Below are 26,366 nucleotides of genomic sequence, written 5' to 3' on the forward strand. Positions count from 1 at the left end.
GTTACTGTCCGGCCGTGGGGTATGGGGCAGGCATCCAGGGTGAGCGCAGTGACGCCGAATTGCTCGCCGCCCACGTCGCCGGCGATCGCCACGCCTTCGCCGAGCTGTTCCGCCGTCATCAACGCCAATTGCACCGGCTGGCACGGCTGACCACGCATAGTCGCGAGGACGCCGAAGACGCGCTGCAGGATGCCATGCTGTCGGCGCACCGCGGCGCCGGTTCGTTCCGCTATGACGCGGCCGTCGGCAGTTGGCTGCACCGCATCGTGGTCAACGCGTGCCTGGACCGGCTACGTCGCGCCAAGGCCCATCGCACCACCCCGCTGGAAGACATCTATCCGGTGCCCGATCGGACCGCCCAGGTCGAGACCGCGATCGGGGTGCAGCACGCGCTGATGCGGTTGCCGGTGGAGCAACGGGCGGCGGTGGTGGCGGTCGACATGCAGGGCTACTCGATCGCGGAAACCGCCTCGCTGCTCGGCATCCCCGAGGGCACGGTCAAGAGCCGGTGCGCGCGCGGCCGGGTGCGCCTGGCGCAGTTGCTCGGGCACCTCGACGCCGGTGTGTACACCAGTCCGGACCGGCCCGCAGCTCAGCGCTGACACCGCTCGGTGTCGCCCGTCACGCGGGCTGTGCATGGCCATCGGCCTGTGCATGACGGACACTGAGGCGGATGGGTGAAGCGCAGAACGATCCGGCGGAGCACGCCCCGGATCAGGGGAACCCAGCCGACCCTGCGCTGACCGTGGAACTCATCGCCGACCTGCAGGCCGGTGTCCTCGACGACGAGGCCGCCGCCAGGGTACGCAGGCAAGTCCGCGCCGATCCGCAGGCCGAAGGGGTGCTGCGGGCGCTGAACCAGGTGCGCCGCGACGTCGCCGCCGCGGGTTCGGATCCAGCGTCGGCCCCCGAGGTGCCCCCCGAGGTCACCGCCCGAATCTCCGGCGCGCTGACGTCGGCCCCCGGTGCCCAACCCAGCGCCCGCGGCTCGGCCCATTCCGCGCGCCCGCACATCCGTCCCGCCCGGCTCGTCGCGGGGATCGCCGGCGGGTGCGCGGCGCTGGCCGCGATCGGATTCGGCACCGCCGCGCTGATCAACGCACCAGCCCCCGCGCCCAGCACCGAGCCGACCGCCGAGCACATTACGGTCTCCACGCCACCGATGGTGATCCCGCTCTCGCAGGCCGAGCTCCTCGCCCTACTCCACCGCAGCCCGGACTACGGCCCGCTCAGCGACCCGGCCCGGCGCGCGTCCTGCCTCAACGGCCTCGGGTATCCCGCGTCCACTCAGGTACTGGGCGGGCGGCCGGTCGAGATCAACGCCCGCCCCGGCATAGTGCTGGTCATGCCCGGCGACACCCCCGACAACTTGGCGGTCTTCGCGGTGGCACCGACCTGCAGCGCGGCCGACACCGGGCTGTTAGCCGACACCCAAATTCCCCGCCCTTAATGTGGTGCGATGTGTTGCGCAACGCAGCGGGAACACCCACGCCTACGCTGGCGTTCGAACGAATGCAAATATCTGGATCGGAAAGGCTCGAATGACCGCCTCTGGTGCTGACGAGACAGTGCACAACGTAATCGTTATCGGTTCGGGCCCGGCTGGATACACCGCGGCCCTCTATGCCGCCCGCGCGCAGCTGGCACCGCTGGTTTTCGAAGGCACCTCCTTCGGTGGCGCGCTGATGACGACGACCGAAGTGGAGAACTACCCCGGGTTCCGCGACGGCATCACCGGCCCGGAGTTGATGGATGAAATGCGCGAGCAGGCGCTGCGGTTCGGCGCGGACCTGCGGATGGAAGACATCGAGTCGGTGTCGCTGGACGGACCGATCAAATCCGTGGTCACCGCCGACGGACACACCTACCGCGCCCGGGCGGTCATCTTGGCGATGGGCGCCGCCGCCCGCTATCTGAATGTGCCCGGCGAGCAGGAGTTGCTGGGACGTGGCGTGAGCTCGTGTGCCACCTGCGATGGGTTCTTCTTCAAGGACCAGGACATCGCCGTCATTGGCGGCGGCGACTCCGCGATGGAAGAGGCCACCTTCTTGACCCGCTTCGCCCGCAGCGTCACCCTGGTGCACCGGCGCGAGGAGTTTCGCGCATCGCGAATCATGCTCGACCGTGCCCGCAACAACGACAAGATCAAGTTCGTCACCAACGCTGCCGTCGTCGCGGTCGACGGCGACAGCACGGTGACGGGACTCAGGTTGCGCGACACCGTAACTGGCGAAGAATCCACAATCCCGGTAACGGGCGTCTTCGTGGCAATCGGTCACGACCCGCGTTCGAGCCTGGTCCGCGACGTTGTCGATGTCGATCCGGAAGGCTACGTACTCGTCCAGGGACGCACCACCTACACATCGGTGGACGGCGTCTTCGCTGCCGGCGACCTGGTGGACCACACATACCGGCAGGCGGTCACCGCAGCGGGCAGCGGCTGTGCCGCCGCCATCGACGCGGAGCGGTGGCTGGCCGATCGTGAAGAGTCGGCATCCGGTGCCGACGGTCAAGCAGCAGGAAACACCGATTTGATTGGAGCACCACGATGAGTGACGCCGAAAAGGCCGGGGCCACAATAGAAGTCTCTGATGCATCCTTTTCCACGGATGTGTTGTCCAGCAATAAGCCTGTGCTGGTTGACTTTTGGGCGACCTGGTGCGGACCGTGCAAGATGGTCGCGCCGGTTCTCGAAGAGATAGCGGCCGAAAGCAAAGAACAACTCACGGTCGCAAAGCTCGACGTTGACGCCAACCCGGAAACCGCGCGTGACTTTCAGGTGGTTTCGATCCCCACGATGATCCTGTTCAAGGACGGTCAACCGGTAAAACGGATCGTTGGCGCAAAGGGCAAGGCGGCCTTGCTGCGCGAGCTGTCCGACGCGGTTCCCCACCTCAACTGATCGCGCCGACCTTTCGACGCACCCTCGCCGCTTAGCCTGGGGTTTTCCCGAAATTGAGCAGGATCTGCGACAATACCGGTTAGCTGTATTGCATATGTCAGGCAGGCAGTAAGCCCCGGAGGACCTTTGTATGTCGAGTCCGCGCCGCGTAAATGGCGACGCCCTGCGCTGTGGTGACCGCAGCGCAGCTGTGACCGAGATCCGGGTCGCGCTGTCCGCGCTGGGGCTTCTGGACAACGGCGACGAGGACATGACCACCGGCCGGCATGTGGCTCTCGAGCTGTTCGACGTCGGGCTCGACCAGGCGGTACGCGCCTTTCAGCAGCATCGCGGGTTATTGGTCGACGGCATCGTCGGCGAGGCCACCTACCGAGCGCTCAAAGAAGCCTCCTACCGGCTGGGCGCCCGCACGCTGTTTCACCAATTCGGTGCCCCGCTCTACGGCGACGACGTCGCGACATTGCAGGCCCGGCTGCAGGACCTCGGGTTCTACACCGGCTTGGTCGACGGACACTTCGGGCTGCAGACCCACAACGCCCTGGTGTCGTATCAGCGCGAGTACGGGCTTGCCGCCGACGGCATCTGCGGCCCAGAAACGTTGCGCTCCTTGTACTTTCTGAGTTCACGGGTCTCGGGCGGCTCACCCCACGCGATTCGCGAAGAGGAGCTGGTACGGCGGTCGGGCCCCAGACTGTCGGGGAAACGGATCATCATCGATCCGGGCCGCGGCGGTGGCGATCACGGCTTCATCGCGCACGGCCCCGGCGGCCCGATCAGCGAAGCAGACGTGCTGTGGGACTTGGCAAGCCGCCTCGAGGGCCGGATGACGGCCATCGGGATGGAGACCTTCCTCTCGCGGCCGACCAACCGCAGCCCCTCGGACGCCGAGCGTGCCGCCACGGCCAACAACGTCGGCGCCGACCTGATGATCAGCCTGCGCTGCGAAACCCAGACCAGCCTTTCGGCCAATGGCGTGGCGTCGTTCCACTTCGGTAATTCGCACGGCTCGGTGTCGACCATCGGCCGCAACCTGGCCGACTTCATTCAGCGAGAAGTTGTGGCGCGCACCGGATTACGGGACTGCCGTACCCATGGCCGAACGTGGGACCTGCTACGGCTGACCCGGATGCCGACCGTTCAGGTCGACGTCGGCTACATCACCAACCCGCGCGACCGGGCGATGCTGGTCTCGACGCAGACCCGCGACGCCATCGCCGAAGGCATTCTCGCCGCGGTCAAAAGGCTCTACCTGCTCGGCAAGAACGACCGGCCCACCGGCACCTTCACCTTCGCCGAGCTGCTCGCTCACGAGCTGTCGGTGGAGCGGGCGTCCGGGCTCGGCGGTTCCTAACCGCCGTTGTCCTTGATCTGCAACGCATTCGACACCGTGGACCCGGCTCCGACCGGCTGCTCTAGCTGAGCACTCGCGAGCAGTCGCTCCAGGGCTGCCTCCACCGCGGCCTTCCACCCCAGGCCCTTGTCCAGCTCGAGCCGCAGCCGTGGGAAGTACGGATGTGGCGCCACCACAACGAATCCCACGTCCTGCAAGAATTCCGCGTCGATGATGCACCGATCGACCGAGCAGTCACCGAGGGCCTCCAACACCGGCCGCACTGTGGGGTCCACCAGTTGCGGGTCGTGCAATTCCGAAGCGGCCGGCGTACGCCCGAATGCCTCCAGTGCCCGGACTCCGCGCCGCACCAACTCCTCGATCACCTGGGCGAGCAGACTGTGCGCCAGGTCGTCGGGAGCATGCCCGAATTCGACCCCCATCGACGTCAGCAGCACCGCGTCCGGAGACACGGGCGCGGTGGGAAACCGATGGGCCCGCGGTACCGCCCCCGGCGGCGCATAGAGGACGTACCCCAAGCACGAAGGCTCGGCAGCGCTGTGCTCGTCGGGGACCGTCGTGGCGACCTGCCCGCAGGACCCCCACTCCAGCATCACCATCGACAACCAGGCTTCCTTTTCGAATTCCGGGTCAGCGAGATGGCTGTCGCCCAGAGTCGCTGGGTCGACCTCCCAGAAGACGCATCGCCGCGCATGCTTCGGCAGCTGCTCGAAACCCTCGAGCCGCAACGGGGAAATTCGAGCCGACACTAGCCTCCTGGCTTCCGTGCGTACTGCAGCCGATTGCCTACAGCCCGGCGATTCGGGCTGACATGCGCCACCAACCGCTCCAGGATAGGAGAGTTTGTCGTCATTGGGCCACTGTTGACGCTGTTGCGTGAGCCAACCCGGCAGAACCCACGAACTCGTGGCCGCGCGCCGGCGGCGGAATGCGAAATGCTTTGGTATGCAATGGTTTTCCGCGTGGTGGCAGGGCCTGGGACGGTTCTCGTGCGCCCGAAAAGGGTCGCGTTGTCACCGTGACGTAATTACACCGTATGTCCGGTCATGCCTTTGGTGGGGTCATCACGTCGATAATTCGCTGCAGATCCTCCACCGAGCCGAACTCCACCACGATCCGGCCCTTGCGTTTGCCGAGGCTGACGGTGACGCGGGTGTCGAAGGTGTTCGACAGCCGGTCGGCAACGTCCTGGAGCCCCGGCATCTGAATCGGCTTGCGTCGGGGCGCTGGCGGGGCGGCGGCGTCACCACGGTTGGCCAGGGTGACGGCCTCCTCGGTAGCTCGCACCGACAGGCCCTCGGCGACGATGCGGCCGGCGAGCTCCTCCTGTGCCTCGGGACCAGATTCCAGGGACAGCAGCGCGCGGGCATGGCCGGCCGACAGCACCCCGGCCGCCACTCGGCGCTGGACCGCGATCGGCAGCTTGAGCAAGCGGATCATGTTGGAGATCAGCGGCCGCGAGCGACCGATCCGCGAAGCCAGTTCCTCGTGGGTGACCCCAAACTCGTCGAGCAGCTGTTGGTAAGCCGCCGCCTCTTCCAACGGATTCAGCTGTGCCCGATGGATATTCTCCAGGAGGGCGTCGCGCAGCAGATTGTCATCGCCCGTCTCGCGCACGATGGCCGGGATGGTGGCCAGGCCCGCCTCCTGCGCCGCCCGCCACCGCCGCTCCCCCATCACGATCTGGTAGCGCGCGCCGCCCGGCGTCCCGGCCGTCGCCCGCACCACGATGGGTTGCAGCAGACCGAACTCGCGGATCGAGTGCACCAACTCGGCCAGCGCCTCTTCGTCGAACACCTGGCGCGGCTGCTTCGGGTTCGGCTCGATATCGGACGGCGCGATCTCGCGGTACACCGCGCCCATCGCGGCGGCGTCCTGCGGGGTCCCCCCGATCAGGACGTCGGCGGCCGCGTCCCCCATCCGGGGGCCCAGCGTCGCCGGGCCCGAGTCGCCATCGGCCGGGCCGGTGGGGATCAGCGAAGCCAGGCCCCGTCCGAGGCCGCCCTTCTTGCGTAACGGCTGCGTCATGGTCGTCCCTTCCGTGTTCAGTCGCGTTGCGCGAGTTCGCGGCTCGCGTCGAGGTAGCTCATCGCCCCGCGTGATCCAGGGTCGTAGTCGATGATCGTCATGCTGTAACCCGGCGCCTCCGAGACCTTCACGCTGCGCGGGATCACGGTGCGAAGAACCTTGTTGCCGAAGTAGCGGCGTACCTCTTCGGCCACCTGATCGGCGAGCTTCGTCCGTCCGTCATACATGGTGAGGATCACCGTGGTGACGTCGAGTTGGGGATTGAGATGGGCCTTCACCATGTCGATGTTGCGCATCAGTTGGGATACGCCTTCGAGTGCGTAGTACTCGCACTGGATCGGGATCATGACCTCCGGCGAGGCGACGAGCGCGTTGATGGTCAGCAGCCCCAGCGACGGTGGGCAGTCGACGAAGACGTAGTCGAAGTCGAGTTTCTCCAGTTCGGCCAGGGCGGTCCGCAGCCGGTTCTCGCGCGCCACCATGCTCACCAACTCGATCTCAGCGCCCGCCAGATCGATGGTGGCCGGGACACAGAAGAGTCGCTCGCTGTGCGGGCTGCGCCGTACCGCCGACTGTAAGGACACCTCGCCGAGAAGTACCTCGTAGGACGATGGGGTCCCCGCCTGACGATCGGTGATGCCGAGGGCCGTGCTCGCATTCCCCTGCGGATCCAGATCGATGACGAGTGTCTTGAGTCCCTGCACCGCGAGGGCGGCGGCGAGGTTGACTGCCGTGGTCGTCTTGCCGACGCCGCCCTTCTGGTTCGCGATCGTGAACACCCGCCGCCGGCGTGGCCGGGGCAACGGTGGATACGCGGTGTGCAGAACCCGCATCGCGCGTTCCGCCGCGGCGCCGATAGGGGTGTCGTATTCGTCCGATGTTTCACGTGAAACATCGGGGGCGGAACCGACCGCTGGCGCATCGGAGGCGGGCGCGATCCCCTCCGGTGCGAACGGCGGCGCGATCGGCGCCACCGCCGGCGAGACGGGGTGTCCGGCGCTGTGGCCGACCGGGCCTGCGGGCCCACCCTCGGGAGAACTCATCGAGACCTCCTCTTCGCCGACGCCGCGGCCCGACCGGACGGTCGCTCTCCGCGCTGCGCCAACACTACGGTTGCGGGCGGACGCAAATAGTTCGCGCCACATGCGAACACCCTGACATCAACGGCGCCCGCGGCCGCCATCACACGCCGGTGTTCTTGGACTTCGTCGGGAGCGCGCTCCCCCTTGATCGCAACCATCCGCCCGCCCGGCCGTAGCAACGGCATACTCCACTTCGTCAACTTGTCCAACGCGGCAACCGCTCTCGACACCGCGGCATCGCTCCCGCCGATCTGCTCGCGCACCCACGATTCTTCGGCGCGGCCACGCACCACCTCGATGGTCAACCCTAGTTCGGCGACGGCCTCTTTGAGAAACTCGCTGCGGCGCAGAAGCGGCTCCAGTAGCGCGATGCGGAGGTCGGGTCGGGCGATCGCCAACGGTATGCCGGGCAATCCGGCCCCGCTCCCGATATCGACCACCCGGTCGCCGGGATCGAGCACCTCCCCGACCGCAGCACTGTTGAGGAGATGGCGTTCCCACACGCGGTCCACTTCGCGTGGTCCTAACAATCCCCGCTTCACCCCGGCGGTGACGAGGAGTTGCGCGTACCGCTGCGCGACCTCGATCCGCGGGCCGAAGATGGCCGCCGCGGCGTCGGGCACTGCCACTGGCTCGTCCGAAGATCCCGGTGTCCGATCGGATTGGCCGACATGTTTCACGTGAAACATTCCTCCGGTCCGGTGACGGTTCCAGCGCTTGCCGGGTCCTCGCGAACTACATGGCTGTAACTAGTCGTGCAGCACCACAACGCGGCGGGACGGCTCCACGCCTTCGCTCTCGCTGTGCACCCCGGGCACCGCCGCGACGGCGTCGTGAACGATCTTTCGCTCGAACGGCGTCATCGGGCGCAGCTCTTCGCGCTCGCCGCTGTCCAAGACCCGCCTGGCGATCTTGTCGCCCAGCGCGGCCAATTCCTCGCGCCGTCGCAGCCGCCAGCTCGCGATGTCCAGCATGAGTCGGCTGCGGACGCCGGTCTTCTGGTGCACCGCCAGCCGGGTGAGCTCCTGCAGGGCGTCGAGCACCTCGCCGCCGCGTCCGACCAACTTGTTCAAGTCATCGCTGCCGTCAATGCTGACGACCGCCCGGCTGCCTTCGACATCCAGATCGATGTCGCCGTCGAAGTCCAACAGGTCCAACAATTCTTCGAGATAGTCCCCCGCGATCTCCCCCTCGGCGACCAAGCGATCCTCCAGGTCGTCGGGTTCGTCGGAGGCGCCATCCCCGGTCGCGGCCTCATTCTCATTCGCCGCGGCGTCCTCGGTTGCGGCGTCCTCAAGCTCGTCCTCGACCGCCACTCGGGTATCCAGGTCGCGGCCGGTGGTCTCGGCTTCGGTCATCGGTTTCTTCTCTCCCTCATCCACGGGTCTCTGTCTCGCTTGGGTCACTCAACGGCGGCGGGCTGATAACGCAGGCCCGCCGCGGTCAACGTTTGCGTCTTTTGGGTCGCGCTCCGGGTCGCGGCGTGCGATTGGCCGGGCCGTTGTTCCGTGCGGCCGGGTTCGGCTTGCCGGGTTGCGTCTTCGTCTTCGCGTCGGCCGAGCCGTCCGAGTCCGGCGCTTCGTCGCCGTCCACTGCATCGTCGTCAGCGATCTCCGGTGACCCGTTCCCATTCACCGGTGGCGCCTTCGGGGCGCGCTTGGGTTTGGCTCCGGGTGCCGGCGCGTTGGCGGCGCGCCGTTCGATGGCTTCCTGCTTCTTGGCCTCGTCTTCTTTCTCGATCATCCCGAAGACGTAGTGCTGCTGGGCAAAGGTCCAGATGTTGTTCGCGAACCAGTACAAGATGATCGCGATCGGAAGGAACGGCCCACCAACGACCACCCCGAGTGGAAACACGTACAGCGCAAGCTTGTTCATCATCGCGGTCTGTGGGTTCGCGGCCGCCTCCGGGCTTTGGCGGGCGACCGACGCACGACTGTTGAAGTAGGTTGCGATGCCGGCCAGGATCATCACCGGCGCGCCCACGGCTATCACCGCGGGGCGGCTGAAATCGATGAAGGCGTCCAACCCGGTGCGCTGCGTCATCGATGCCCCGATCGGAGCGCCGAACAAATTGGCGTCCAGGAAGTGGCCGACGTCGGCGGGTGTGAATACGTAGTTCCCCGTCAACCGGTTCTGGATGACCGACATGTGCGGCTGGCCGAAGCCCCCCGTCGTCCGGTTGAACGAACGCAACACGTGGTACAGGCCGAGGAACACGGGGATCTGGGCGAGCATCGGGAGGCAGCCCAGGATCGGATTGAAGCCGTGCTCCCGTTGCAGCTTCTGCATCTCGAGCGCCATGCGCTGACGGTCCTTGCCGTACTTCTTTTGCAGTGCCTTGATCTGTGGCTGCAGCTCCTGCATCTGCCGAGTGGTGCGGATCTGACGCACGAACGGCTTGTACAGCAGTGCCCGCAGACTGAACACCAGGAACATCACGGACAGGGCCCATGCGAAGAAGTTCGACGGCCCCAGCAGGTAGCCGAACAGCTTGTACCAGACCCACATGATCCACGACACCGGGTAATAGACGAAGTCGAGGCTAAACACATCGAACAAAAGATTCACTCTCCCCTCGCGCCGCGCGGGGGGACCCGGCGGCGCTGGTGTCTTCGAAGTTCGTCCGGCACTCGCGTTGCGAACGGCGTTCCGGTATCGGGTCCCATCCTCCCCGATGCCACGGCCCGCATTTGGCGAGCCTGGCCGCGGCCAGCCAGCTCCCCCGAATCAGGCCGTACTCGGTTAGCGCATCGACCGCGTACTGGCTACAGGTCGGAATGAAGCGACACGTCGCCGGGCGCAGCGGCGAAACCATGTGTCGGTACAGCTGGATCAAGAACACCAGTCCCCGCGCCGCGGCCTTGCCCGCACCGCCGACCCTTGTCCGCACCGACCTACCCATCAGTCCGTGCTCACTTGTTCGACGGCCCGCCGCAAACCTTTTCGCACCTGCTGTTCCAACCGCGCCGACGACACGTTGCGGCTACCCGGCAGCGCCCGGAGCACCACTTGGTCGGACTGGCGAAGATCGGTGAGCATGTTCCGGACGACGTGGCGCAGCCGGCGCGAGACCCGATGGCGTTCCACGGCTGAACCGACTGCCTTCCCAACTATCAGGCCCACCCGCGGACCGTTGTCCTCGGCGGAGTCGGTGACTCGGCGAACGTGGACGATGACATCGCGCTGCACCGCGCGCGCACCATGTTTGACGGTCGCGTCGAACTCAGTCGACCGCCTCATACGGTTGCGTGCCGAAAGCACCGCCCAGGAACCTGACGTTGTAGATCAGGCAGAAAGCGCGCCGCGGCCCTTGCGGCGCCGACCGGACACGATGGCACGCCCGGCGCGGGTACGCATGCGCAGACGGAAGCCGTGCACGCGGGCACGGCGCCGGTTGTTCGGCTGAAAGGTCCGCTTGCCCTTGGCCACGGCATTCTCCTCGGTCTGTCTTGCTCGAAGCTTTCCCAGCCATCCGGCCGCCCGCGTTTTCACCGAATCGCGGCTCGATCGAAAAGTGGTCTTGCTACTGGCCGGCGCGGTTCCCCTGACATACCTGGGTCGCAGCCGCATCGCCGACTTTCGGGCGACTGTATGAGGGTACTGATGAGGATTCGCCTGGTCAAACTTGGCCTGCCCCAACGGCACCAGCGGAACTGCGACCCCGAACCGGCACCGCGCCGCCGAAAAACGAAAAATGCCCCACGGCAGCTTAAAGAAGCCGACTGGAATGCAGCGGAACGGTTGGCAGCCGCACGGAAAACTGTTAGCTTCGGGCAATGCCGTTTCAGACCCCAGCGGCGCAAGACAACGAAGCAAGGATGGCGGATCAACTGGCTGTCTAGGTGAACTTCTCGAGGTTCCCTCCAGCACGGAGATCGCGAGCCGTCGCCGGTAGGCTGCGGCCCGTATACGATCACCCTGTCCACACCTGTGTATAACTATGTGGACAGATGCTTCGTCGCCAAGCGTGGTTGTAGCTCAAGCCCAGAGTTTGCGAGAACCAGGGAGATGCGTCGTTGACCGATGACCCCGGTTCGGGCTTTACCAGCGTATGGAATGCAGTCGTTTCCGAACTCAATGGCGACGCCAGCGCGGACGGTCTCACCACCAATCGAACGGTTCTGGACAACCCGCTAACCCCTCAGCAACGAGCCTGGCTGAATCTCGTTCAGCCACTCACCATCGTCGAGGGGTTTGCCCTGCTGTCTGTGCCGAGCAGTTTTGTGCAGAACGAGATCGAACGCCATCTGCGCACACCCATCACCGACGCACTGAGCCGCCGGCTCGGACAGCAGATCCAACTCGGGGTCCGCATCGCCCCGCCCGCCGACGACGTCGACGAGATGATTTTTCCGCCTCCGGACAGCTTCACCGACGAAGGAGCCGAATCGTCAAGTGACGACGAGGGTGACGAAAACGGTGAGGCGATCGACGCCGAACAAAATTGGCCCAACTACTTCACCGAGCGGCCACACACCGTCGATCCCGCGGTTGCCGGTGGCACCAGCCTCAACCGCCGCTACACCTTCGACACCTTCGTCATCGGTGCATCCAACCGGTTCGCGCACGCCGCGGCGCTGGCCATCGCCGAGGCCCCGGCTCGCGCTTACAACCCGCTCTTCATCTGGGGCGAATCCGGCCTCGGCAAGACGCACCTGCTGCACGCCGCCGGCAACTACGCGCAACGGCTGTTCCCGGGCATGCGGGTCAAATACGTCTCCACCGAGGAATTCACCAACGACTTCATCAACTCACTTCGCGACGACCGCAAGGTCGCCTTCAAACGCAGCTATCGCGACGTCGACGTGCTACTGGTCGATGACATCCAGTTCATTGAAGGCAAGGAAGGTATCCAGGAAGAGTTCTTCCATACCTTCAACACCTTGCACAACGCCAACAAGCAGATCGTCATCTCGTCGGACCGGCCACCCAAACAGCTTGCGACACTGGAAGATCGGCTGCGAACACGGTTCGAGTGGGGACTGATTACCGACGTCCAACCCCCGGAACTCGAAACCCGCATCGCCATCCTGCGCAAGAAAGCACAGATGGAGCGGCTGGCGGTACCCGACGATGTGCTCGAGCTGATCGCCAGCAGCATCGAGCGCAACATCCGCGAGCTCGAGGGTGCCCTGATTCGGGTGACCGCATTCGCATCGTTGAACAAAACGCCGATCGACAAGGCGCTGGCGGACATCGTGCTGCGGGATCTCATCGCCGATGCCAGCACCATGCAAATCAGCGCGGCGACGATCATGGCCGCCACCGCCGAGTACTTCGACACCACCGTGGAAGAGTTACGCGGCCCGGGCAAGACCCGAGCCCTGGCGCAGTCGCGGCAGATCGCGATGTACCTGTGCCGCGAACTCACTGACCTCTCGCTGCCGAAGATCGGACAGGCATTCGGCCGCGACCACACCACGGTCATGTATGCGCAACGAAAGATCTTGTCCGAGATGGCCGAGCGACGTGAGGTGTTCGACCACGTTAAAGAACTCACGACTCGCATCCGCCAGCGCTCCAAGCGCTGATTTGAAACTCACGAGTCAAACTTTTTTCAAAAAACTTCTCGCACGGCTGTCACATCAGCCACACCCTGACGGTGTGGGCAGCGCTGTGGAAAAAGCAGGCAAACCACCGTGGATGAACCGCGCCGCCGTGTACATCTGTCATTCATCCCCACCCGCTCAACACCGTGCACACAGCCACGCGCGCTGTCATCCACACCCCCATCGAGGTCCTAGCTGCACAGAAGCCAGGCTGTCCCCAGAATGCACAGGCCTTAATACTGATACTTAGATCTCTAAGTTGTTTCTTCTTCGAAGAACAGCATTGGGGACGCTTCGTTGCACTGCCCCCAGAGCGGTCTCGTTGACCCGGCTTGTCGGCCTTGGCGATTAGCTTTCAAGATGGCCCGCGACGATCTACGGTTGTTCTTCGACTCCCGTTGCGGGGGCCCCACGCTAGCGGGGGACGCGGCTAGCCACTGGACGTGAATCTTTTGTAGGTGAAGGGACGCTATGGACGCGGCGACGACAAAAGCTGGCCTCACCGACTTGAAGTTCCGCCTGGTGCGAGAGTCTTTCGCCGACGCGGTGTCCTGGGTGGCGAAGAATCTGCCGACCAGGCCGGCGGTCCCGGTGCTTTCCGGTGTTCTGCTGACCGGCTCGGATGAGGGTCTGACGATCTCCGGATTCGATTACGAGGTTTCCGCCGAGGCACAGGTGGCGGCCGAAATAGCCTCTCCGGGAAGCGTTTTGGTCTCCGGACGGTTGTTGTCCGACATCACCAGGGCGTTGCCGAACAAGCCGATCGACTTTTATGTCGACGGCAGCCGGGTCACGCTGACCTGTGGGAGCGCGAGGTTCTCGTTGCCGACGATGGCCGTCGAGGATTACCCCACGCTGCCCACGTTGCCCGACGAGACCGGGGTGTTGCCGGCGGATGTGTTCGCGGAGGCGATCGGTCAGGTTGCCATTGCCGCGGGCCGGGACGACACGTTGCCCATGTTGACCGGGATCCGGGTGGAGATTTCGGGCCAGTCGGTGGTGTTGGCGGCAACCGACCGCTTCCGCCTCGCGGTGCGCGAGCTGACGTGGTCGGCATTGTCACCCGATGTCGAGGCCTCGGTGCTGGTGCCGGCCAAGACGTTGGCGGAGGCCGCCAAGGCAGGGATCGATGGGTCGGAGGTCCGGCTGGCGTTGGGTGCCGGTACTGGTGTCGGGAAAGAGGGGCTGCTTGGTATCAGCGGCAACGGAAAACGCAGCACCACGCGACTGTTGGATGCCGAATTTCCGAAGTTCCGTCAGCTGCTGCCTGCGGAACACACCTCGGTGGCCACCATCAATGTCGCCGAGTTGACCGAGGCCATCAAGCTGGTCGCGCTGGTGGCCGACCGCGGCGCGCAGGTTCGCATGGAATTCGGCGACGGCATGTTGCGGCTTTCGGCGGGCGCCGACGACGTGGGGCGGGCCGAAGAAGACCTGGCCGTCGACTTCGCCGGCGAGCCGCTGACCATCGCGTTCAATCCGACGTATTTGACTGACGGGCTCGCGTCGGTGCATTCGGATCGGGTGTCGTTCGGGTTCACCACGCCCGGCAAGCCTGCATTGCTGCGCCCAGCCCTTGACGATGACAGTCATCCGAGCGGCAATGGTCCGTTCTCCGCTTTGCCGACGGATTACGTGTACCTGCTGATGCCAGTTCGGTTGCCGGGCTAGGTGTACGTCCGGCATTTGGGGCTGCACGATTTCCGGTCCTGGGCGGTCGCCGACCTTGAACTAGAGCCGGGACGGATGGTGTTCGTCGGTCCTAACGGTTTCGGTAAAACGAATCTTGTTGAGGCACTTTGGTATTCGACCACTCTGGGTTCACACCGGGTGAGCACCGACCAACCGTTGATCCGGGCGGGTAGCTCACGTGCGGTGGTTTCGACGATTGTGGTGAACGAAGGCCGCGAATGCGCGATCGACCTGGAGATCGCAGCGGGCCGGGCCAACAAGGCTCGACTCAACCGGTCTCCGGTGCGCAGCACCCGCGAGGTGGTCGGTGTGCTGAGGTCGGTGCTGTTTGCTCCGGAAGACCTCGCACTGGTTCGCGGCGATCCGTCCGAACGCCGGCGCTACCTCGACGATTTGGCAACGATGCGCCGCCCGACCGTTGCCGGGGTACGTGCCGATTACGACCGGGTGCTGCGGCAGCGCACGGCGTTGCTGAAATCGTTGGGCGGTTCACGGCATCGGGGTGATGCGAGCGCACTGGATACCCTCGATGTTTGGGATAGCCGGCTGGCCGAACATGGTGCCCAATTGATGGCCGCGCGAATCGATTTGGTGAACCAGCTGGCGCCCGAGGTGGAGAAGTCGTACCAGTTGCTGGCGCCGGCCTCGCGGCCGGCGTCGATCGCCTACCGGGCGAGCATCGACGGCCTGGCGGTCGCCGACGCGCCCGATAACGCGGGCACCGATCGCGAATTTCTGGAAGCGGCGTTGTTGGCCGCGCTCGCTGCGCGCCGCAACGCCGAATTGGAACGCGGCATGTGTCTGGTAGGCCCGCACCGCGACGATCTGGAGCTACGGCTCGGCGATCAACCCGCGAAAGGCTTTGCAAGCCATGGGGAATCGTGGTCATTCGCGGTCGCGCTGCGGTTGGCGTCGTATGAGTTGTTGCGCGCCGACGGCGGCGAGCCGGTGTTATTGCTCGACGACGTGTTCGCCGAACTCGACACCGCACGGCGCCAGGCACTGGCCGGGGTGGCCGAATCCGCCGAACAGGTGCTGATAACCGCGGCGGTACTGGAAGACATCCCGGCTGGCTGGGATGCTAGGCGGGTGCACATCGACTTGCGCGACGAAGACGCTGGACGAGTATCGGTGGTGCAGAGATGACCGACGAAGAGCGGGATCGCGAACAACCCGCGGCATTCGGCGAGCCTACCGGCATCGACCTGGTGCGGCGCACCCTCGAAGAAGCCCGCGCCGCGGCCCGGGCACAGGGCAAGGATGCGGGTCGCGGGCGGGCGGGCGCTCCCGTATCGCGGCGCGCCGGCGGGCAACGGCGCAGCTGGTCGGGACCGGGCCCGGATGTCCGCGACCCGCAACCGCTGGGCAGGCTGACGCGCGACCTGGCGAAAAAGCGCGGCTGGTCGACCCAGGTGGCCGAAGGCACGGTGTTGGGTCAATGGCCGTCGGTGGTGGGTCATCAAATCGCCGATCATGCGATCCCGGTCGGGCTGAGCGAAGGGGTGCTCAGCGTGACCGCGGAATCGACCGCCTGGGCGACCCAGCTGAGGATGATCCAGGCTCAGCTGTTGGCGAAGATTGCCGCCGCGGTTGGCAACGGTGTGGTGACGTCGCTGAAAATTACCGGCCCGGCCGCGCCGTCCTGGCGGAAAGGGCCGCGGCACATCTCCGGTCGGGGGCCGCGCGACACCTACGGGTGAGCCTTCCGGCAGGTCATGGGTCTGGCCAACACGCCACCAACACGCCGTAAAAATTGAACCCCTCAGATCGGCGAGAACGAAACGGACCCCCATGACGCACGTCCGGACGCGCCGTCAATAAAGAAATTGAGCACACGGCGCGTCCAGCTGGGTAGAAACGCGCCCAGAGAATCGGTCCAGACCCCCACTCACGGTAGAGTGGAGACATGCGACTGCTGCGGTGACCAGACCGCCCGCATGAAACCCCAAGGAGAACATTCCGACCGTGGCTGCCCAGAAGAAGAAGGCGCAAGACGAATACGGCGCTTCAGCGATCACCGTGCTCGAGGGGCTGGAGGCCGTCCGCAAACGCCCAGGCATGTACATCGGGTCGACCGGTGAGCGGGGCCTGCACCACCTCATTTGGGAGGTGGTCGACAACTCGGTAGACGAAGCGATGGCGGGCTATGCGACCCAGGTCGATGTGCGGATCCTCGAAGACGGCGGTGTCGAGGTGGTCGATGACGGCCGCGGCATCCCGGTAGCCATGCACTCCACCGGTGCCCCCACTGTCGACGTGGTGATGACGCAGCTCCACGCGGGCGGCAAGTTCGGCGGTGAGAACAGCGGCTACACGGTCAGCGGCGGATTGCACGGTGTGGGGGTCTCGGTGGTCAACGCCCTGTCCCGGCGGCTCGAAGTCGACATCTCCCGCGACGGCCATGAGTGGTCGCAGTACTACGAGCGCGCGGTACCGGGGACGCTCAAGCAGGGTGAGGCCACCAAGAAGACCGGAACCACCATCAGGTTCTGGGCAGATCCCGAGATCTTCGAAACCACCGATTACGACTTCGAGACGGTCGCGCGCCGGCTGCAGGAGATGGCGTTCCTGAACAAGGGATTGACCATCAACCTCACCGACGAGCGAGTGACTAAGGAAGAGGTCGTCGACGACGTCGTCAGCGACACCGCCGAGGCGCCCAAGTCCGCCGAAGAAAAGGCGGCCGAGTCCAAGGCTCCGCACAAGGTCAAGCGCCGCACCTTTCACTACCCCGGTGGGTTGGTGGATTTCGTCAAGCACATCAACCGCACCAAGAGCCCGATCCAACAGAGCGTCATCGACTTCGACGGCAAGGGCACCGGCCACGAAGTCGAAATCGCCATGCAGTGGAACGGTGGCTATTCGGAGTCGGTGCACACCTTCGCCAACACCATCAACACCCACGAGGGTGGTACGCACGAAGAAGGCTTCCGCAGCGCGCTGACGTCGGTGGTGAACAAGTACGCCAAAGACAAGAAGCTGCTGAAAGAGAAGGACGCCAACCTCACCGGCGACGACATCCGCGAAGGCCTGGCCGCGGTGATCTCGGTGAAGGTCGCCGAACCGCAGTTCGAGGGTCAGACCAAGACCAAGCTGGGCAACACCGAGGTCAAGTCGTTCGTGCAGAAGGTCTGCAACGAACAGCTCACGCACTGGTTCGAAGCAAACCCCTCCGAGGCGAAAACCGTCGTCAACAAGGCGGTGTCGTCCGCACAGGCCCGCATCGCCGCACGGAAGGCCCGTGAGTTGGTGCGCCGCAAGAGTGCCACCGACATCGGAGGACTGCCCGGCAAGCTGGCCGATTGCCGCTCCACCGACCCGCGAAAGTCCGAACTCTATGTGGTGGAGGGCGATTCAGCGGGCGGCTCGGCGAAGAGCGGGCGCGACTCGATGTTCCAGGCCATCCTTCCGCTGCGCGGCAAGATCATCAACGTCGAAAAGGCCCGCATCGACCGGGTCCTGAAGAACACGGAAGTCCAGGCGATCATCACCGCGCTGGGCACCGGGATCCACGACGAATTCGATATCACCAAGCTGCGCTACCACAAGATCGTGCTGATGGCCGACGCGGACGTCGACGGCCAGCACATCTCGACGCTCCTGTTGACGTTGTTGTTCCGGTTCATGCGCCCGCTGATCGAACACGGGCACGTGTTTTTGGCGCAGCCGCCGCTGTACAAGTTGAAGTGGCAGCGCTCCGAACCGGAGTTTGCCTACTCGGACCGCGAGCGCGACGGCCTACTGGAGGCGGGCCGGGCGGCGGGCCGAAAGATCAACGCCGAAGACGGTATTCAGCGATACAAAGGTCTCGGCGAAATGGATGCCAAGGAGCTGTGGGAAACCACGATGGACCCCTCGGTCCGGGTGTTGCGACAGATCACGCTCGACGATGCGGCCGCGGCCGACGAGCTGTTCTCCATCTTGATGGGCGAAGATGTCGAGGCTCGGCGAAGCTTTATCACCCGTAATGCCAAGGACGTTCGCTTCCTGGATGTCTGAGTGATCAGACCCGCCTCAGACCAGCCACCGCTGACCGACCGACGAGGAACACATGACTGACACCACTTTGCCGCCGAGCGACGCAGCCGGCGACCGCATCGAACCGGTGGACATCCAGCACGAGATGCAGCGCAGCTACATCGACTACGCCATGAGCGTGATCGTGGGCCGCGCGCTTCCGGAGGTACGCGACGGCCTCAAGCCGGTGCACCGCCGGGTGCTTTACGCGATGTTCGACTCCGGCTTCCGGCCGGACCGCGGACACGCGAAATCCGCACGCTCCGTTGCCGAGACGATGGGTAACTACCATCCGCACGGCGACTCGTCGATCTACGACACCCTGGTGCGGATGGCCCAGCCGTGGTCGCTGCGCTATCCGTTGGTCGACGGCCAGGGCAACTTCGGTTCGCCGGGCAACGACCCGCCAGCGGCCATGCGGTACACCGAGGCTCGGCTGACTCCGCTCGCGATGGAGATGTTGCGCGAAATCGACGAGGAGACAGTCGATTTCATTCCGAACTACGACGGCCGGGTGCAGGAACCGACGGTTCTGCCCAGCCGTTTCCCCAACCTGCTGGCCAATGGTTCGGGTGGCATCGCGGTCGGCATGGCGACCAACATCCCGCCGCACAACCTGCGCGAACTCGCCGAAGCCGTTTACTGGTGCCTGGACAACCACGAGGCCGACGAAGAAGCCACCCTCGCCGCGGTCTGCGAGCGGGTGAAGGGCCCGGACTTCCCCACCCATGGTCTGATCGTTGGATCACAGGGGATCCACGACGCCTATACCACGGGCCGTGGTTCGATCCGGATGCGCGGAGTTGTTGAGGTAGAGGAAGATTCGCGCGGGCGCACCTCGATCGTCATCACCGAGTTGCCCTATCAGGTCAACCACGACAATTTCATCACCTCGATTGCGGAGCAGGTGCGCGACGGCCGGCTCACCGGCATCGCCAACATCGAGGACCAGTCCAGCGACCGGGTCGGGCTGCGCATCGTCGTCGAGATCAAGCGCGACGCGGTGGCCAAGGTAGTGCTGAACAACCTCTACAAGCACACCCAACTGCAGACCAGCTTCGGCGCCAACATGTTGTCGATCGTCGACGGGGTGCCCCGCACGCTGCGCCTCGACCAGATGATCCGCTACTACGTCGAGCACCAGCTCGATGTCATCATCCGGCGCACCACCTACCGGTTGCGCAAGGCCAACGAACGCGCACACATCTTGCGCGGTCTGGTCAAAGCCCTTGACGCGCTGGACGAGGTCATCGCCCTGATCCGCGCATCGGAGACCGTCGACATCGCCCGGAGCGGGTTGATCGAGCTGCTGGACATCGACGAAATCCAGGCCCAGGCCATCCTCGACATGCAGCTGCGCCGGCTGGCCGCCCTGGAACGCCAGCGCATCGTCGACGATCTGGCCAAGATCGAAGCCGAGATCGCCGACTTGGAAGACATCCTGGCCAAGCCGGAGCGGCAGCGCACGATCGTGCACGACGAGCTCGCCGAGATCGTCGAGAAGCACGGCGACGACCGTCGCACCCGGATCATCGCGGCCGACGGCGACGTCAACGACGAGGATCTGATCGCCCGCGAAGACGTCGTCGTCACCATCACCGAGACCGGATACGCCAAGCGCACCAAGACCGATCTCTACCGCAGCCAAAAGCGCGGCGGCAAGGGTGTGCAGGGCGCCGGGCTCAAGCAGGACGACATCGTCGCGCACTTCTTTGTGTCCTCGACGCACGACTGGATCCTGTTCTTCACCACCCAGGGGCGGGTGTATCGGGCCAAGGCCTACGAACTGCCGGAGGCGTCGCGGACCGCGCGCGGCCAGCACGTCGCCAACCTGCTGGCATTCCAGCCCGAGGAACGCATCGCCCAGGTGATTCAGATCAAGGGCTACGAGGATGCGCCGTATCTGGTGCTGGCCACCCGTAATGGTCTGGTCAAAAAGACGAAGCTGACCGACTTCGACTCCAACCGGTCAGGCGGCATCGTCGCCGTCAACCTGCGTGACGGCGACGAGTTGGTCGGCGCGGTGCTGTGCTCGTCGGAAGAGGATCTGCTGCTGGTCTCGGCCAACGGTCAGTCCATCCGGTTCTCGGCGACCGACGAGGCGCTGCGGCCGATGGGCCGCGCCACTTCGGGTGTGCAGGGCATGCGGTTCAACGCCGATGATTACCTGTTGTCGCTCAACGTCATTCGCGAAGGCACCTATCTGCTGGTCGCCACGGCCGGGGGCTACGCCAAGCGCACCGCGATCGAGGAGTACCCGGTCCAGGGCCGCGGCGGCAAGGGCGTGCTGACGGTTCAATACGACATTCGGCGCGGCAAGCTGGTCGGCGCGTTGATCGTCGACGACGACAGCGAGCTGTACGCGATCACCTCGGGTGGCGGTGTCATCCGCACCGCGGCGCGCCAGGTCCGCAAGGCCGGACGGCAGACCAAGGGCGTTCGGTTGATGAACCTGGGTGACGACAACACACTGCTGGCCATCGCGCGCAACGCCGAGGAAAGCGACGACGAGGGCATCGATGACACCGGCGACGGGGAGTCGGACGGCTAGCTCGCGATGGGCGTGGGTCAAGCAGCGGCTCGCGACAAATCCCCGGGCATTAGACTCAGCCCGATCAGACGTGCCACCGCCCGGGCGGCCGAGGTAGGACAGGTAAGGAGTCGGGGTGACTTCACCTAACGAGCCGGGCGCCCCCAAGAAGGGCGACGGCCCCAACGGGGATGGACCGGTCGAGCGCACGGGAGCGCACCAAGGGACGCCCGCACAGGCCGGCCGGGGCCAGGACGCGGCGGACTCGCCCCCCTGGCAGCGCGGGGGCGGTCGCCCCGCCCAGCCGGCAAGCCGCCCGGCCGAAGCTCAGGGTGACCGGACGTCGGGCCCACCCGCAGGCCTTGATGCCCGGCTGAATCGCTTCATCTCCGGTACGGCGACGCCCGGGGCGGGCGCCGCGGCACCCCGCAGCGACAGCCAGCCGGTCGAGGCCTATGCCAGTGAGCTGCCTGATCTGTCGGGCCCGATTCCGCGGGGAGCGCAGCGCAAGAACACGCCGGAGCGTGCCGCGGAGACGTCGAACTCGTCGAGCTCGGGCCGGTCGGCGGCCACCGAAACCCGGGAGACGTCGGACAACCGCCCGCAGGTGGCGCGGCGACACCGCGGCCCCGTGCGGGCCAGCATGCAGATCCGCCGCATCGATCCGTGGAGCACGTTGAAGGTGTCGCTGATGCTCTCGGTGGCACTGTTCTTCATCTGGATGATCGCGGTCGCCTTCCTGTACCTGGTGCTCGGTGGCATGGGCGTGTGGGCCAAGCTCAACAGCAACGTCGGTGACCTGCTGAACAACACCAGCGGCAGCAGCGGAGAACTTGTTTCGAGCGGCACCATCTTCGGCGGCGCAGTGCTGATCGGCTTGGTCAATATCGTCTTGCTGACCGCCATGGCGACCATCGGGGCGTTCATCTACAACCTGGCCACCGATCTGATCGGCGGCATCGAAGTGACCCTGGCCGACCGGGATTAGTGCGAGGTTTTGGGGTGGGGCGGCGATTGCGGTAATCTCGTCGCTCGGCCGTACGCGAGTACGGGCCTATAGCTCAGGCGGTTAGAGCGCTTCGCTGATAACGAAGAGGTCGGAGGTTCGAGTCCTCCTAGGCCCACAACCATGTGCCCTTCAAGACGTTGTGTGAGACTTGCATTGCCGTTGGCGCTGATTGCCTTGGTGGCAGCGGTGTTTTGGTCGCGGCGTGGGGTCGAAGTCTGGCATGTGGCGGATGTTGATCCATCCGCGCCTAGTTTTGAAGAGGGGCCTTAGCTCAGTTGGTAGAGCACTGCCTTTGCAAGGCAGGTGTCAGGGGTTCGATTCCCCTAGGCTCCACAACTCACAGGCGCGCCGCGACAAGGCGCCGGCGACGTCAACCTGGCGCCGCGGTAACGGTGATGGATTCCTGCCCAATTTTCCAGGCGGTCATGAATGTGCCGATGCTGACCTTCGTGTCGGCGTAATCGGCGTAGGGGTCGTTGAGGTGAACGATCTCTTTGTTGGTGTCGATTCCGGTCACAACAAGGAGATGATCGGCCGAGGTGCGCTGGTCGTTGGAGCCCAAGATTGTTCCCGAGTTGACCCACGCGATGACCTTGCGGTCGGCGCCGAGGTACTCCTCTAACTTGGACAGGCCGACCTCCTCGGGGTGTTTGTCGTAGGTCATGTGCGATTTGATCCCGTAGTGGTCGAGCAGCACGACAGTGTCTGCCATGTCGATGCCGCCCTTCTCGGTTTCGTGGCCCGGGTCGCCGGTGGGGAGGTAAATCGGACCGTTGCGGATCGACGAGGGAGTGTTCTGTGCCACCTTGATGATTTGTCCCTCGGTCGGAGTGTGGCCGGTGACTTCACCGACCACGTCGGCGACCGAAGCCAGGCCGCAGGTGTCCTCGAGCGACTGCTGCACCCAATATTTGGCGGCGGCCGCCGGGTCGCCGTAAATGCCGCTGTCAAGCGCGCTTGCCGTGGTGGGTGTGCTACCAGAGGTGGCCGCAGGCGACGTGGTCGCCGCTCGTATCGGGGATGGCGACGAGCTACACGCCGATACCACCGACATGCCGGTGGTACCGATGCAAGCGGCCACGAGGGCGGTGCGCACCGCGGTTGCGACCCGGGAGTCGAACACGTTGCCTCGCAAAAGCCGGTCGGACAGTCGGTAGGCCGCACGGTAACACCCCGTAGTAAACGTTCGGGGCGGAATCAGGGACCATGCCAAAGGTGCGAATTGTCGCGACGCCCTTTGCCACCCGAGGCGGGCTGGGATCCGTTGAACAGCAGGGAATTTCGCCTCGACAAGGCGGGCCAGCGGGCCGCGATTCCCGAGGCGCTAGGGGCGCGGCTGCACGTCGACGCTGGGCGGCCGCGGCGACGGTTCTGGGCGCGACGAACGCCGGATGATGCTGAACGCGACGGCGCCGGCGGCCAGGACCGCCACCGCGGCAACCGCGAGCACCCATGGGCGAGGCCCGCGGCGGCGCGACCGCCGGGCGTCCTGCAGCGCCTGCGGAAGGTTGGCGACCACTTCCTGCGCGGCCGCCAACTCCAGGCCGATCGTTTCTTGTGCCGCGGCGATTTCGCGGGCCAACTGGCCCCGCTCATACGCGCGACGGAGCTGTGCGGCGGTCGACCGCGCGGAGTCGACACCGAGCCCGACAACCCCACGGGTGACATCCACCGGTCCCACCGTTGAGTACGTCAGCCCCCGGGCCAATCGCTCCCGGGGCGTCAGCCGGGACTCCGCCTTTGCTCTCATCTGCCGCCTTCCTCAACGGATCGTGGAACCTACAGACTGCCACCATCAGGACGCCGTGGGTCAATTGCCCGGAGAGCGTCCGGGGCCGGACGTGGCCGAGTGACACCCGGTGCGGGCACGCCCACGGCGAGTGGCAGACTGTGTTGCCGTGACTAACAGCCCCTTTCAGACTGCCACCGCCACGCTGCACACCAACCGCGGCGACATCAAGGTCGCTCTCTTCGGAAATCACGCCCCCAAGACGGTCGCCAACTTCGTCGGCCTGGCGCAGGGCACCAAGGATTACTCGACCCAGAATGCCTCCGGCGGCCCGTCGGGCCCGTTCTACGATGGCGCGGTCTTTCACCGGGTGATCCAGGGCTTCATGATCCAGGGCGGCGACCCGACCGGTACCGGTCGCGGCGGCCCCGGCTACAAGTTCGCCGACGAATTCCACCCCGAGCTGCAATTCGACAAGCCCTACCTGTTGGCGATGGCCAACGCGGGCCCGGGCACCAACGGCTCCCAGTTCTTCATCACCGTCGGCCAGACGCCGCACCTGAATCGGCGCCACACGATCTTCGGTGAGGTGACCGACCCCGATTCGCAGAAGGTCGTCGACGCGATCGCGACCACCTCCACCGACGGCAACGACCGTCCGACCGACGCGGTTGTCATCGAGTCGATCACCATCTCGTAAGACGGCTGTTTGGCCGAGTCTGCGCTCACGGTTGTTGCCGGCCGGCGTAACCGGCGGCAGTGAGCGCGTCGAGAACCTCTAATGGGCTGGTGCCGAGGTCCCAGCGACTGAACAGCACCAGCCTTTCGTCGGCCGTTTCGACCTCGAGCAACCGCACGGTCCGCCCGTAGCGGCGGAATTCGGTGATCCGAATGATCTTGATATCGGAATGCTGCAATACCTGCGTTCGGAACCAGCCCCGGATCGCCAGGCCGGCGGGTGTAATTGCCAGCTTTGGGCGTGCGCGCCACGACGCGCCCGCAAACAAGATCAGACCCACCGCGGCAATCCCGGTCAGAGCACGCCCCGGCGGGTCTGTGACGACAGTCACACTTGCGATAGCCATTAAAACGCCGGCAACCCCGCAACCAGCGATTCCCGCCAAGCGCGGTTCCCACTGTGTTTGCTGAGCGGGCAACCTATGCCCTCCCACCATGGGCGATGCAGTTATCCACAGCAGCTATCAACAGTGGGGATAAATAACACGCGTGTGATTGGGTGCACACAAGGTTGCTGGCGTAGCGACAAATCAACGGGAAGATGAATTCATTATGTTGTGACTACTGGTCAGTGCCAGCGCATGGTGAGCAACAAACCGGTGATCATGAAGGCGAACGCGATCGCATAGTTCCAGGGGCCGAGTTGCGCCATCCAGTTCAGCGCTGCCGGGGCCTGGCTGCCGACGGCGGCTAATTGGAAGACCATCAGCCAGACGAGCCCGATCAGCATGAGACTGACGAACAGCGCGACGAACCACACGCTCGACGGTCCAACCTTCACCTTCACGGGTGTGCGGCTGACAGCGCTCACGGTGAAGTCGTTCTTCTTACGGACCTTCGACTTGGGCATGATTACCTCGGGCTTACCTCAACGACGCGATGAGCAGGACGGGGTGCAACGATTATTGCTGCAGGCAGAGCTTGGCTACGAGCCTAACTCACCTGGCAGCGTCACCAGGAAACGGAGAGTCGATGAGTGACACGCGCCGCTCGCCATGGCGGTTCGGGGTGCCGCTGGTCTGCCTGATGGCGGGACTGCTGTTGGCTGCCACTCACGGTGTGTCCGGCGGCGCCGAGATCCGCCGCAGTGATGCGCCTCGCCTGGTCGATTTGGTTCGCGAGGCGCAGTGGACGGTGGACGGCCTCAAGGCGCAGCGCGACGAGCTGGCCGCCAAGCTCGATTCGACGCACCTGCGGTCCTCCGATGCCGCGCTGGCGGCGATGCTGCGGCGCTCCGCGGAGCTGGCCGGTGAGGCGGATATGGATGCGGTCCACGGACCTGGGCTGGTGGTCACCCTCGAGGACGCCAAACGGGACGCCAACGGGCGCTTCCCGCGCGACGCCTCCCCCGACGACCTGGTGGTACACCAGCAAGACATCCAGGCGGTTCTCAACGCGCTGTGGAGTGCGGGTGCCGAGGCCGTTCAGATGCAGGACCAGCGGATCATCGCGACCTCGGTGCCCCGCTGCGTTGGCAACACGCTCTTGCTCAACGGCCGCACCTACAGCCCGCCGTACGTGATCATCGCCATCGGCAATGCGGCGGCGATGCAGGCGGCCCTGGCCGCCGCTCCGCTGGTGATCCTGTACAAGCAGTATGTCGTTCGCTTCGGACTCGGCTACAGCGAAGACGTCAAGTCCGATGTGCGGATAGTCGGCCACAGCGAACCGGTCCGGATGCATTTCGCCCAGCCGATCGGGCCCGTGAACTACTAGGGCCTACTAGGTGCTCGGGTGAA

27 protein-coding genes and 2 tRNA genes are annotated in these 26,366 nt (G+C 65.2%); 16 read left to right on the top strand and 13 right to left on the bottom strand.

Annotated features, from left to right (window positions below):
* The first annotated feature begins 14 nt into the window (after window positions 1-14).
* The 5 genes from sigM to MNAB215_RS08555 all read left to right on the top strand — a co-directional run bounded on the left by sigM (window position 15) and on the right by MNAB215_RS08555 (window position 4,253).
* Window positions 15-602, top strand: a complete 588-nt coding sequence (gene sigM, locus MNAB215_RS08535; RefSeq protein WP_077078551.1) for an RNA polymerase sigma factor SigM — start codon at window positions 15-17, stop codon at window positions 600-602.
* A gap of 71 nt (window positions 603-673) precedes the next feature.
* The gene (locus MNAB215_RS08540) at window positions 674-1,450 is read left to right on the top strand and encodes a hypothetical protein (protein ID WP_077078552.1); all 777 of its coding nucleotides are present in this window, start codon (window positions 674-676) and stop codon (window positions 1,448-1,450) included.
* A gap of 91 nt (window positions 1,451-1,541) precedes the next feature.
* On the top strand, window positions 1,542-2,552 hold the full coding sequence (gene trxB / locus MNAB215_RS08545; RefSeq protein WP_077078553.1) for a thioredoxin-disulfide reductase: 1,011 nt from the start codon (window positions 1,542-1,544) through the stop codon (window positions 2,550-2,552).
* Window positions 2,549-2,902 carry a thioredoxin gene (gene trxA, locus MNAB215_RS08550; protein WP_077078554.1) on the top strand — a complete coding sequence of 118 codons (354 nt, stop codon included), beginning with the start codon at window positions 2,549-2,551 and terminating at the stop codon, window positions 2,900-2,902. Before trxB ends, trxA begins: the two co-directional genes overlap by 4 nt.
* 130 nt (window positions 2,903-3,032) lie before the next feature.
* Complete coding sequence (locus MNAB215_RS08555) at window positions 3,033-4,253, top strand: N-acetylmuramoyl-L-alanine amidase (RefSeq protein ID WP_077078555.1); 1,221 nt, start codon at window positions 3,033-3,035, stop codon at window positions 4,251-4,253.
* Here the strand turns inward: MNAB215_RS08555 and MNAB215_RS08560 are convergent.
* The 9 genes from MNAB215_RS08560 to rpmH form a co-directional block, all read right to left on the bottom strand.
* A complete protein-coding gene (locus tag MNAB215_RS08560) occupies window positions 4,250-5,002 on the bottom strand; it encodes an acetyltransferase (RefSeq protein WP_077078556.1) in 753 nt (250 codons plus the stop codon). The genes MNAB215_RS08555 and MNAB215_RS08560 overlap by 4 nt on opposite strands.
* 295 nt (window positions 5,003-5,297) lie before the next feature.
* On the bottom strand, window positions 5,298-6,281 hold the full coding sequence (locus MNAB215_RS08565) for a ParB/RepB/Spo0J family partition protein (protein ID WP_077078557.1): 984 nt from the start codon (window positions 6,279-6,281) through the stop codon (window positions 5,298-5,300).
* A gap of 17 nt (window positions 6,282-6,298) precedes the next feature.
* Complete coding sequence (locus MNAB215_RS08570) at window positions 6,299-7,324, bottom strand: ParA family protein (RefSeq protein ID WP_425436427.1); 1,026 nt, start codon at window positions 7,322-7,324, stop codon at window positions 6,299-6,301.
* Window positions 7,321-8,052: a 16S rRNA (guanine(527)-N(7))-methyltransferase RsmG gene (gene rsmG / locus MNAB215_RS08575; protein ID WP_077078558.1), complete on the bottom strand. Its 732-nt coding sequence runs from the start codon at window positions 8,050-8,052 to the stop codon at window positions 7,321-7,323. The genes MNAB215_RS08570 and rsmG overlap by 4 nt, the downstream gene beginning before the upstream one ends.
* 60 nt (window positions 8,053-8,112) lie before the next feature.
* Complete coding sequence (locus MNAB215_RS08580; protein WP_077081884.1) at window positions 8,113-8,721, bottom strand: Jag family protein; 609 nt, start codon at window positions 8,719-8,721, stop codon at window positions 8,113-8,115.
* 85 nt (window positions 8,722-8,806) lie between these two features.
* Window positions 8,807-9,931, bottom strand: a complete 1,125-nt coding sequence (yidC, locus tag MNAB215_RS08585; RefSeq protein WP_077078559.1) for a membrane protein insertase YidC — start codon at window positions 9,929-9,931, stop codon at window positions 8,807-8,809.
* Window positions 9,906-10,265 carry a membrane protein insertion efficiency factor YidD gene (gene yidD / locus MNAB215_RS08590; protein ID WP_077078560.1) on the bottom strand — a complete coding sequence of 120 codons (360 nt, stop codon included), beginning with the start codon at window positions 10,263-10,265 and terminating at the stop codon, window positions 9,906-9,908. The genes yidC and yidD overlap by 26 nt, the downstream gene beginning before the upstream one ends.
* Complete coding sequence (gene rnpA / locus MNAB215_RS08595; RefSeq protein WP_077078561.1) at window positions 10,265-10,624, bottom strand: ribonuclease P protein component; 360 nt, start codon at window positions 10,622-10,624, stop codon at window positions 10,265-10,267. The genes yidD and rnpA overlap by 1 nt, the downstream gene beginning before the upstream one ends.
* A 24-nt stretch (window positions 10,625-10,648) precedes the next feature.
* Window positions 10,649-10,792, bottom strand: a complete 144-nt coding sequence (rpmH, locus tag MNAB215_RS08600; RefSeq protein ID WP_077081885.1) for a 50S ribosomal protein L34 — start codon at window positions 10,790-10,792, stop codon at window positions 10,649-10,651.
* 587 nt (window positions 10,793-11,379) lie between these two features.
* Here rpmH and dnaA point away from each other — a divergent pair.
* From dnaA to MNAB215_RS08645, 9 genes are all read left to right on the top strand, one after another.
* The gene (gene dnaA, locus MNAB215_RS08605; protein WP_077078562.1) at window positions 11,380-12,894 is read left to right on the top strand and encodes a chromosomal replication initiator protein DnaA; all 1,515 of its coding nucleotides are present in this window, start codon (window positions 11,380-11,382) and stop codon (window positions 12,892-12,894) included.
* 489 nt (window positions 12,895-13,383) lie between these two features.
* A complete protein-coding gene (dnaN, locus tag MNAB215_RS08610; RefSeq protein ID WP_077078563.1) occupies window positions 13,384-14,583 on the top strand; it encodes a DNA polymerase III subunit beta in 1,200 nt (399 codons plus the stop codon).
* On the top strand, window positions 14,584-15,750 hold the full coding sequence (recF, locus tag MNAB215_RS08615; protein WP_077078564.1) for a DNA replication/repair protein RecF: 1,167 nt from the start codon (window positions 14,584-14,586) through the stop codon (window positions 15,748-15,750). It begins immediately after the preceding gene.
* Window positions 15,747-16,304 carry a DUF721 family protein gene (locus tag MNAB215_RS08620; protein ID WP_077078565.1) on the top strand — a complete coding sequence of 186 codons (558 nt, stop codon included), beginning with the start codon at window positions 15,747-15,749 and terminating at the stop codon, window positions 16,302-16,304. The genes recF and MNAB215_RS08620 overlap by 4 nt, the downstream gene beginning before the upstream one ends.
* Before the next feature lie 265 nt (window positions 16,305-16,569).
* Window positions 16,570-18,603, top strand: a complete 2,034-nt coding sequence (gene gyrB / locus MNAB215_RS08625; protein ID WP_077078566.1) for a DNA topoisomerase (ATP-hydrolyzing) subunit B — start codon at window positions 16,570-16,572, stop codon at window positions 18,601-18,603.
* Between the two features lie 52 nt (window positions 18,604-18,655).
* The gene (gene gyrA / locus MNAB215_RS08630) at window positions 18,656-21,172 is read left to right on the top strand and encodes a DNA gyrase subunit A (protein ID WP_077078567.1); all 2,517 of its coding nucleotides are present in this window, start codon (window positions 18,656-18,658) and stop codon (window positions 21,170-21,172) included.
* Between the two features lie 115 nt (window positions 21,173-21,287).
* Entirely contained in the window at window positions 21,288-22,139 is an 852-nt protein-coding gene (locus MNAB215_RS08635; protein WP_077078568.1) for a DUF3566 domain-containing protein, read from the top strand.
* 62 nt (window positions 22,140-22,201) lie between these two features.
* Window positions 22,202-22,275: transfer RNA gene (locus MNAB215_RS08640), tRNA-Ile, on the top strand.
* A gap of 145 nt (window positions 22,276-22,420) precedes the next feature.
* Window positions 22,421-22,493: transfer RNA gene (locus MNAB215_RS08645), tRNA-Ala, on the top strand.
* 37 nt (window positions 22,494-22,530) lie between these two features.
* Here the strand turns inward: MNAB215_RS08645 and MNAB215_RS08650 are convergent.
* Together MNAB215_RS08650 and cwsA are read right to left on the bottom strand one after the other, a co-directional pair.
* Window positions 22,531-23,283, bottom strand: coding sequence for a C39 family peptidase (locus tag MNAB215_RS08650; protein WP_077078569.1), 753 nt, complete (start codon window positions 23,281-23,283; stop codon window positions 22,531-22,533).
* Between the two features lie 201 nt (window positions 23,284-23,484).
* Window positions 23,485-23,910 (bottom strand): cell wall synthesis protein CwsA, encoded by a 426-nt coding sequence (gene cwsA, locus MNAB215_RS08655; RefSeq protein ID WP_077078570.1) that lies wholly within the window; start codon window positions 23,908-23,910, stop codon window positions 23,485-23,487.
* Window positions 23,911-24,040: 130 nt separating this feature from the next.
* Between cwsA and MNAB215_RS08660 the strand changes: the two genes are divergently transcribed.
* Window positions 24,041-24,589, top strand: coding sequence for a peptidylprolyl isomerase (locus MNAB215_RS08660; RefSeq protein ID WP_077078571.1), 549 nt, complete (start codon window positions 24,041-24,043; stop codon window positions 24,587-24,589).
* 25 nt (window positions 24,590-24,614) lie between these two features.
* Here the strand turns inward: MNAB215_RS08660 and MNAB215_RS08665 are convergent, their stop codons facing one another.
* Both MNAB215_RS08665 and crgA read right to left on the bottom strand, forming a co-directional pair.
* Window positions 24,615-25,064, bottom strand: coding sequence for a PH domain-containing protein (locus MNAB215_RS08665; protein ID WP_077078572.1), 450 nt, complete (start codon window positions 25,062-25,064; stop codon window positions 24,615-24,617).
* Between the two features lie 131 nt (window positions 25,065-25,195).
* Window positions 25,196-25,477, bottom strand: a complete 282-nt coding sequence (gene crgA / locus MNAB215_RS08670) for a cell division protein CrgA (RefSeq protein ID WP_077078573.1) — start codon at window positions 25,475-25,477, stop codon at window positions 25,196-25,198.
* A gap of 122 nt (window positions 25,478-25,599) precedes the next feature.
* Here crgA and MNAB215_RS08675 point away from each other — a divergent pair, with 122 nt between their 5' ends.
* On the top strand, window positions 25,600-26,343 hold the full coding sequence (locus tag MNAB215_RS08675) for a DUF881 domain-containing protein (protein ID WP_077078574.1): 744 nt from the start codon (window positions 25,600-25,602) through the stop codon (window positions 26,341-26,343).
* Window positions 26,344-26,366 lie beyond the last annotated feature (23 nt).

This window comes from Mycobacterium numidiamassiliense (genome assembly GCF_900157365.1).
In the GTDB taxonomy this organism is placed as follows: Bacteria; Actinomycetota; Actinomycetes; order Mycobacteriales; family Mycobacteriaceae; genus Mycobacterium; species Mycobacterium numidiamassiliense.

Excerpts from the sequence above, each read along its gene's own strand:
- MNAB215_RS08555 (WP_077078555.1), top strand. The coding sequence starts at position 3,033 with ATGTCGAGTCCGCGCCGCGTAAATGGCGACGCCCTGCGCTGTGGTGAC.
- crgA (WP_077078573.1), bottom strand. The coding sequence starts at position 25,477 with ATGCCCAAGTCGAAGGTCCGTAAGAAGAACGACTTCACCGTGAGCGCT.
- trxA (WP_077078554.1), top strand. The coding sequence starts at position 2,549 with ATGAGTGACGCCGAAAAGGCCGGGGCCACAATAGAAGTCTCTGATGCA.
- MNAB215_RS08580 (WP_077081884.1), bottom strand. The coding sequence starts at position 8,721 with ATGACCGAAGCCGAGACCACCGGCCGCGACCTGGATACCCGAGTGGCG.
- cwsA (WP_077078570.1), bottom strand. The coding sequence starts at position 23,910 with ATGAGAGCAAAGGCGGAGTCCCGGCTGACGCCCCGGGAGCGATTGGCC.
- MNAB215_RS08620 (WP_077078565.1), top strand. The coding sequence starts at position 15,747 with ATGACCGACGAAGAGCGGGATCGCGAACAACCCGCGGCATTCGGCGAG.
- MNAB215_RS08665 (WP_077078572.1), bottom strand. The coding sequence starts at position 25,064 with ATGGTGGGAGGGCATAGGTTGCCCGCTCAGCAAACACAGTGGGAACCG.
- gyrA (WP_077078567.1), top strand. The coding sequence starts at position 18,656 with ATGACTGACACCACTTTGCCGCCGAGCGACGCAGCCGGCGACCGCATC.
- rsmG (WP_077078558.1), bottom strand. The coding sequence starts at position 8,052 with ATGTTTCACGTGAAACATGTCGGCCAATCCGATCGGACACCGGGATCT.
- MNAB215_RS08540 (WP_077078552.1), top strand. The coding sequence starts at position 674 with ATGGGTGAAGCGCAGAACGATCCGGCGGAGCACGCCCCGGATCAGGGG.
- yidD (WP_077078560.1), bottom strand. The coding sequence starts at position 10,265 with ATGGGTAGGTCGGTGCGGACAAGGGTCGGCGGTGCGGGCAAGGCCGCG.
- trxB (WP_077078553.1), top strand. The coding sequence starts at position 1,542 with ATGACCGCCTCTGGTGCTGACGAGACAGTGCACAACGTAATCGTTATC.
- MNAB215_RS08570 (WP_425436427.1), bottom strand. The coding sequence starts at position 7,324 with ATGAGTTCTCCCGAGGGTGGGCCCGCAGGCCCGGTCGGCCACAGCGCC.
- MNAB215_RS08675 (WP_077078574.1), top strand. The coding sequence starts at position 25,600 with ATGAGTGACACGCGCCGCTCGCCATGGCGGTTCGGGGTGCCGCTGGTC.
- MNAB215_RS08565 (WP_077078557.1), bottom strand. The coding sequence starts at position 6,281 with ATGACGCAGCCGTTACGCAAGAAGGGCGGCCTCGGACGGGGCCTGGCT.
- dnaN (WP_077078563.1), top strand. The coding sequence starts at position 13,384 with ATGGACGCGGCGACGACAAAAGCTGGCCTCACCGACTTGAAGTTCCGC.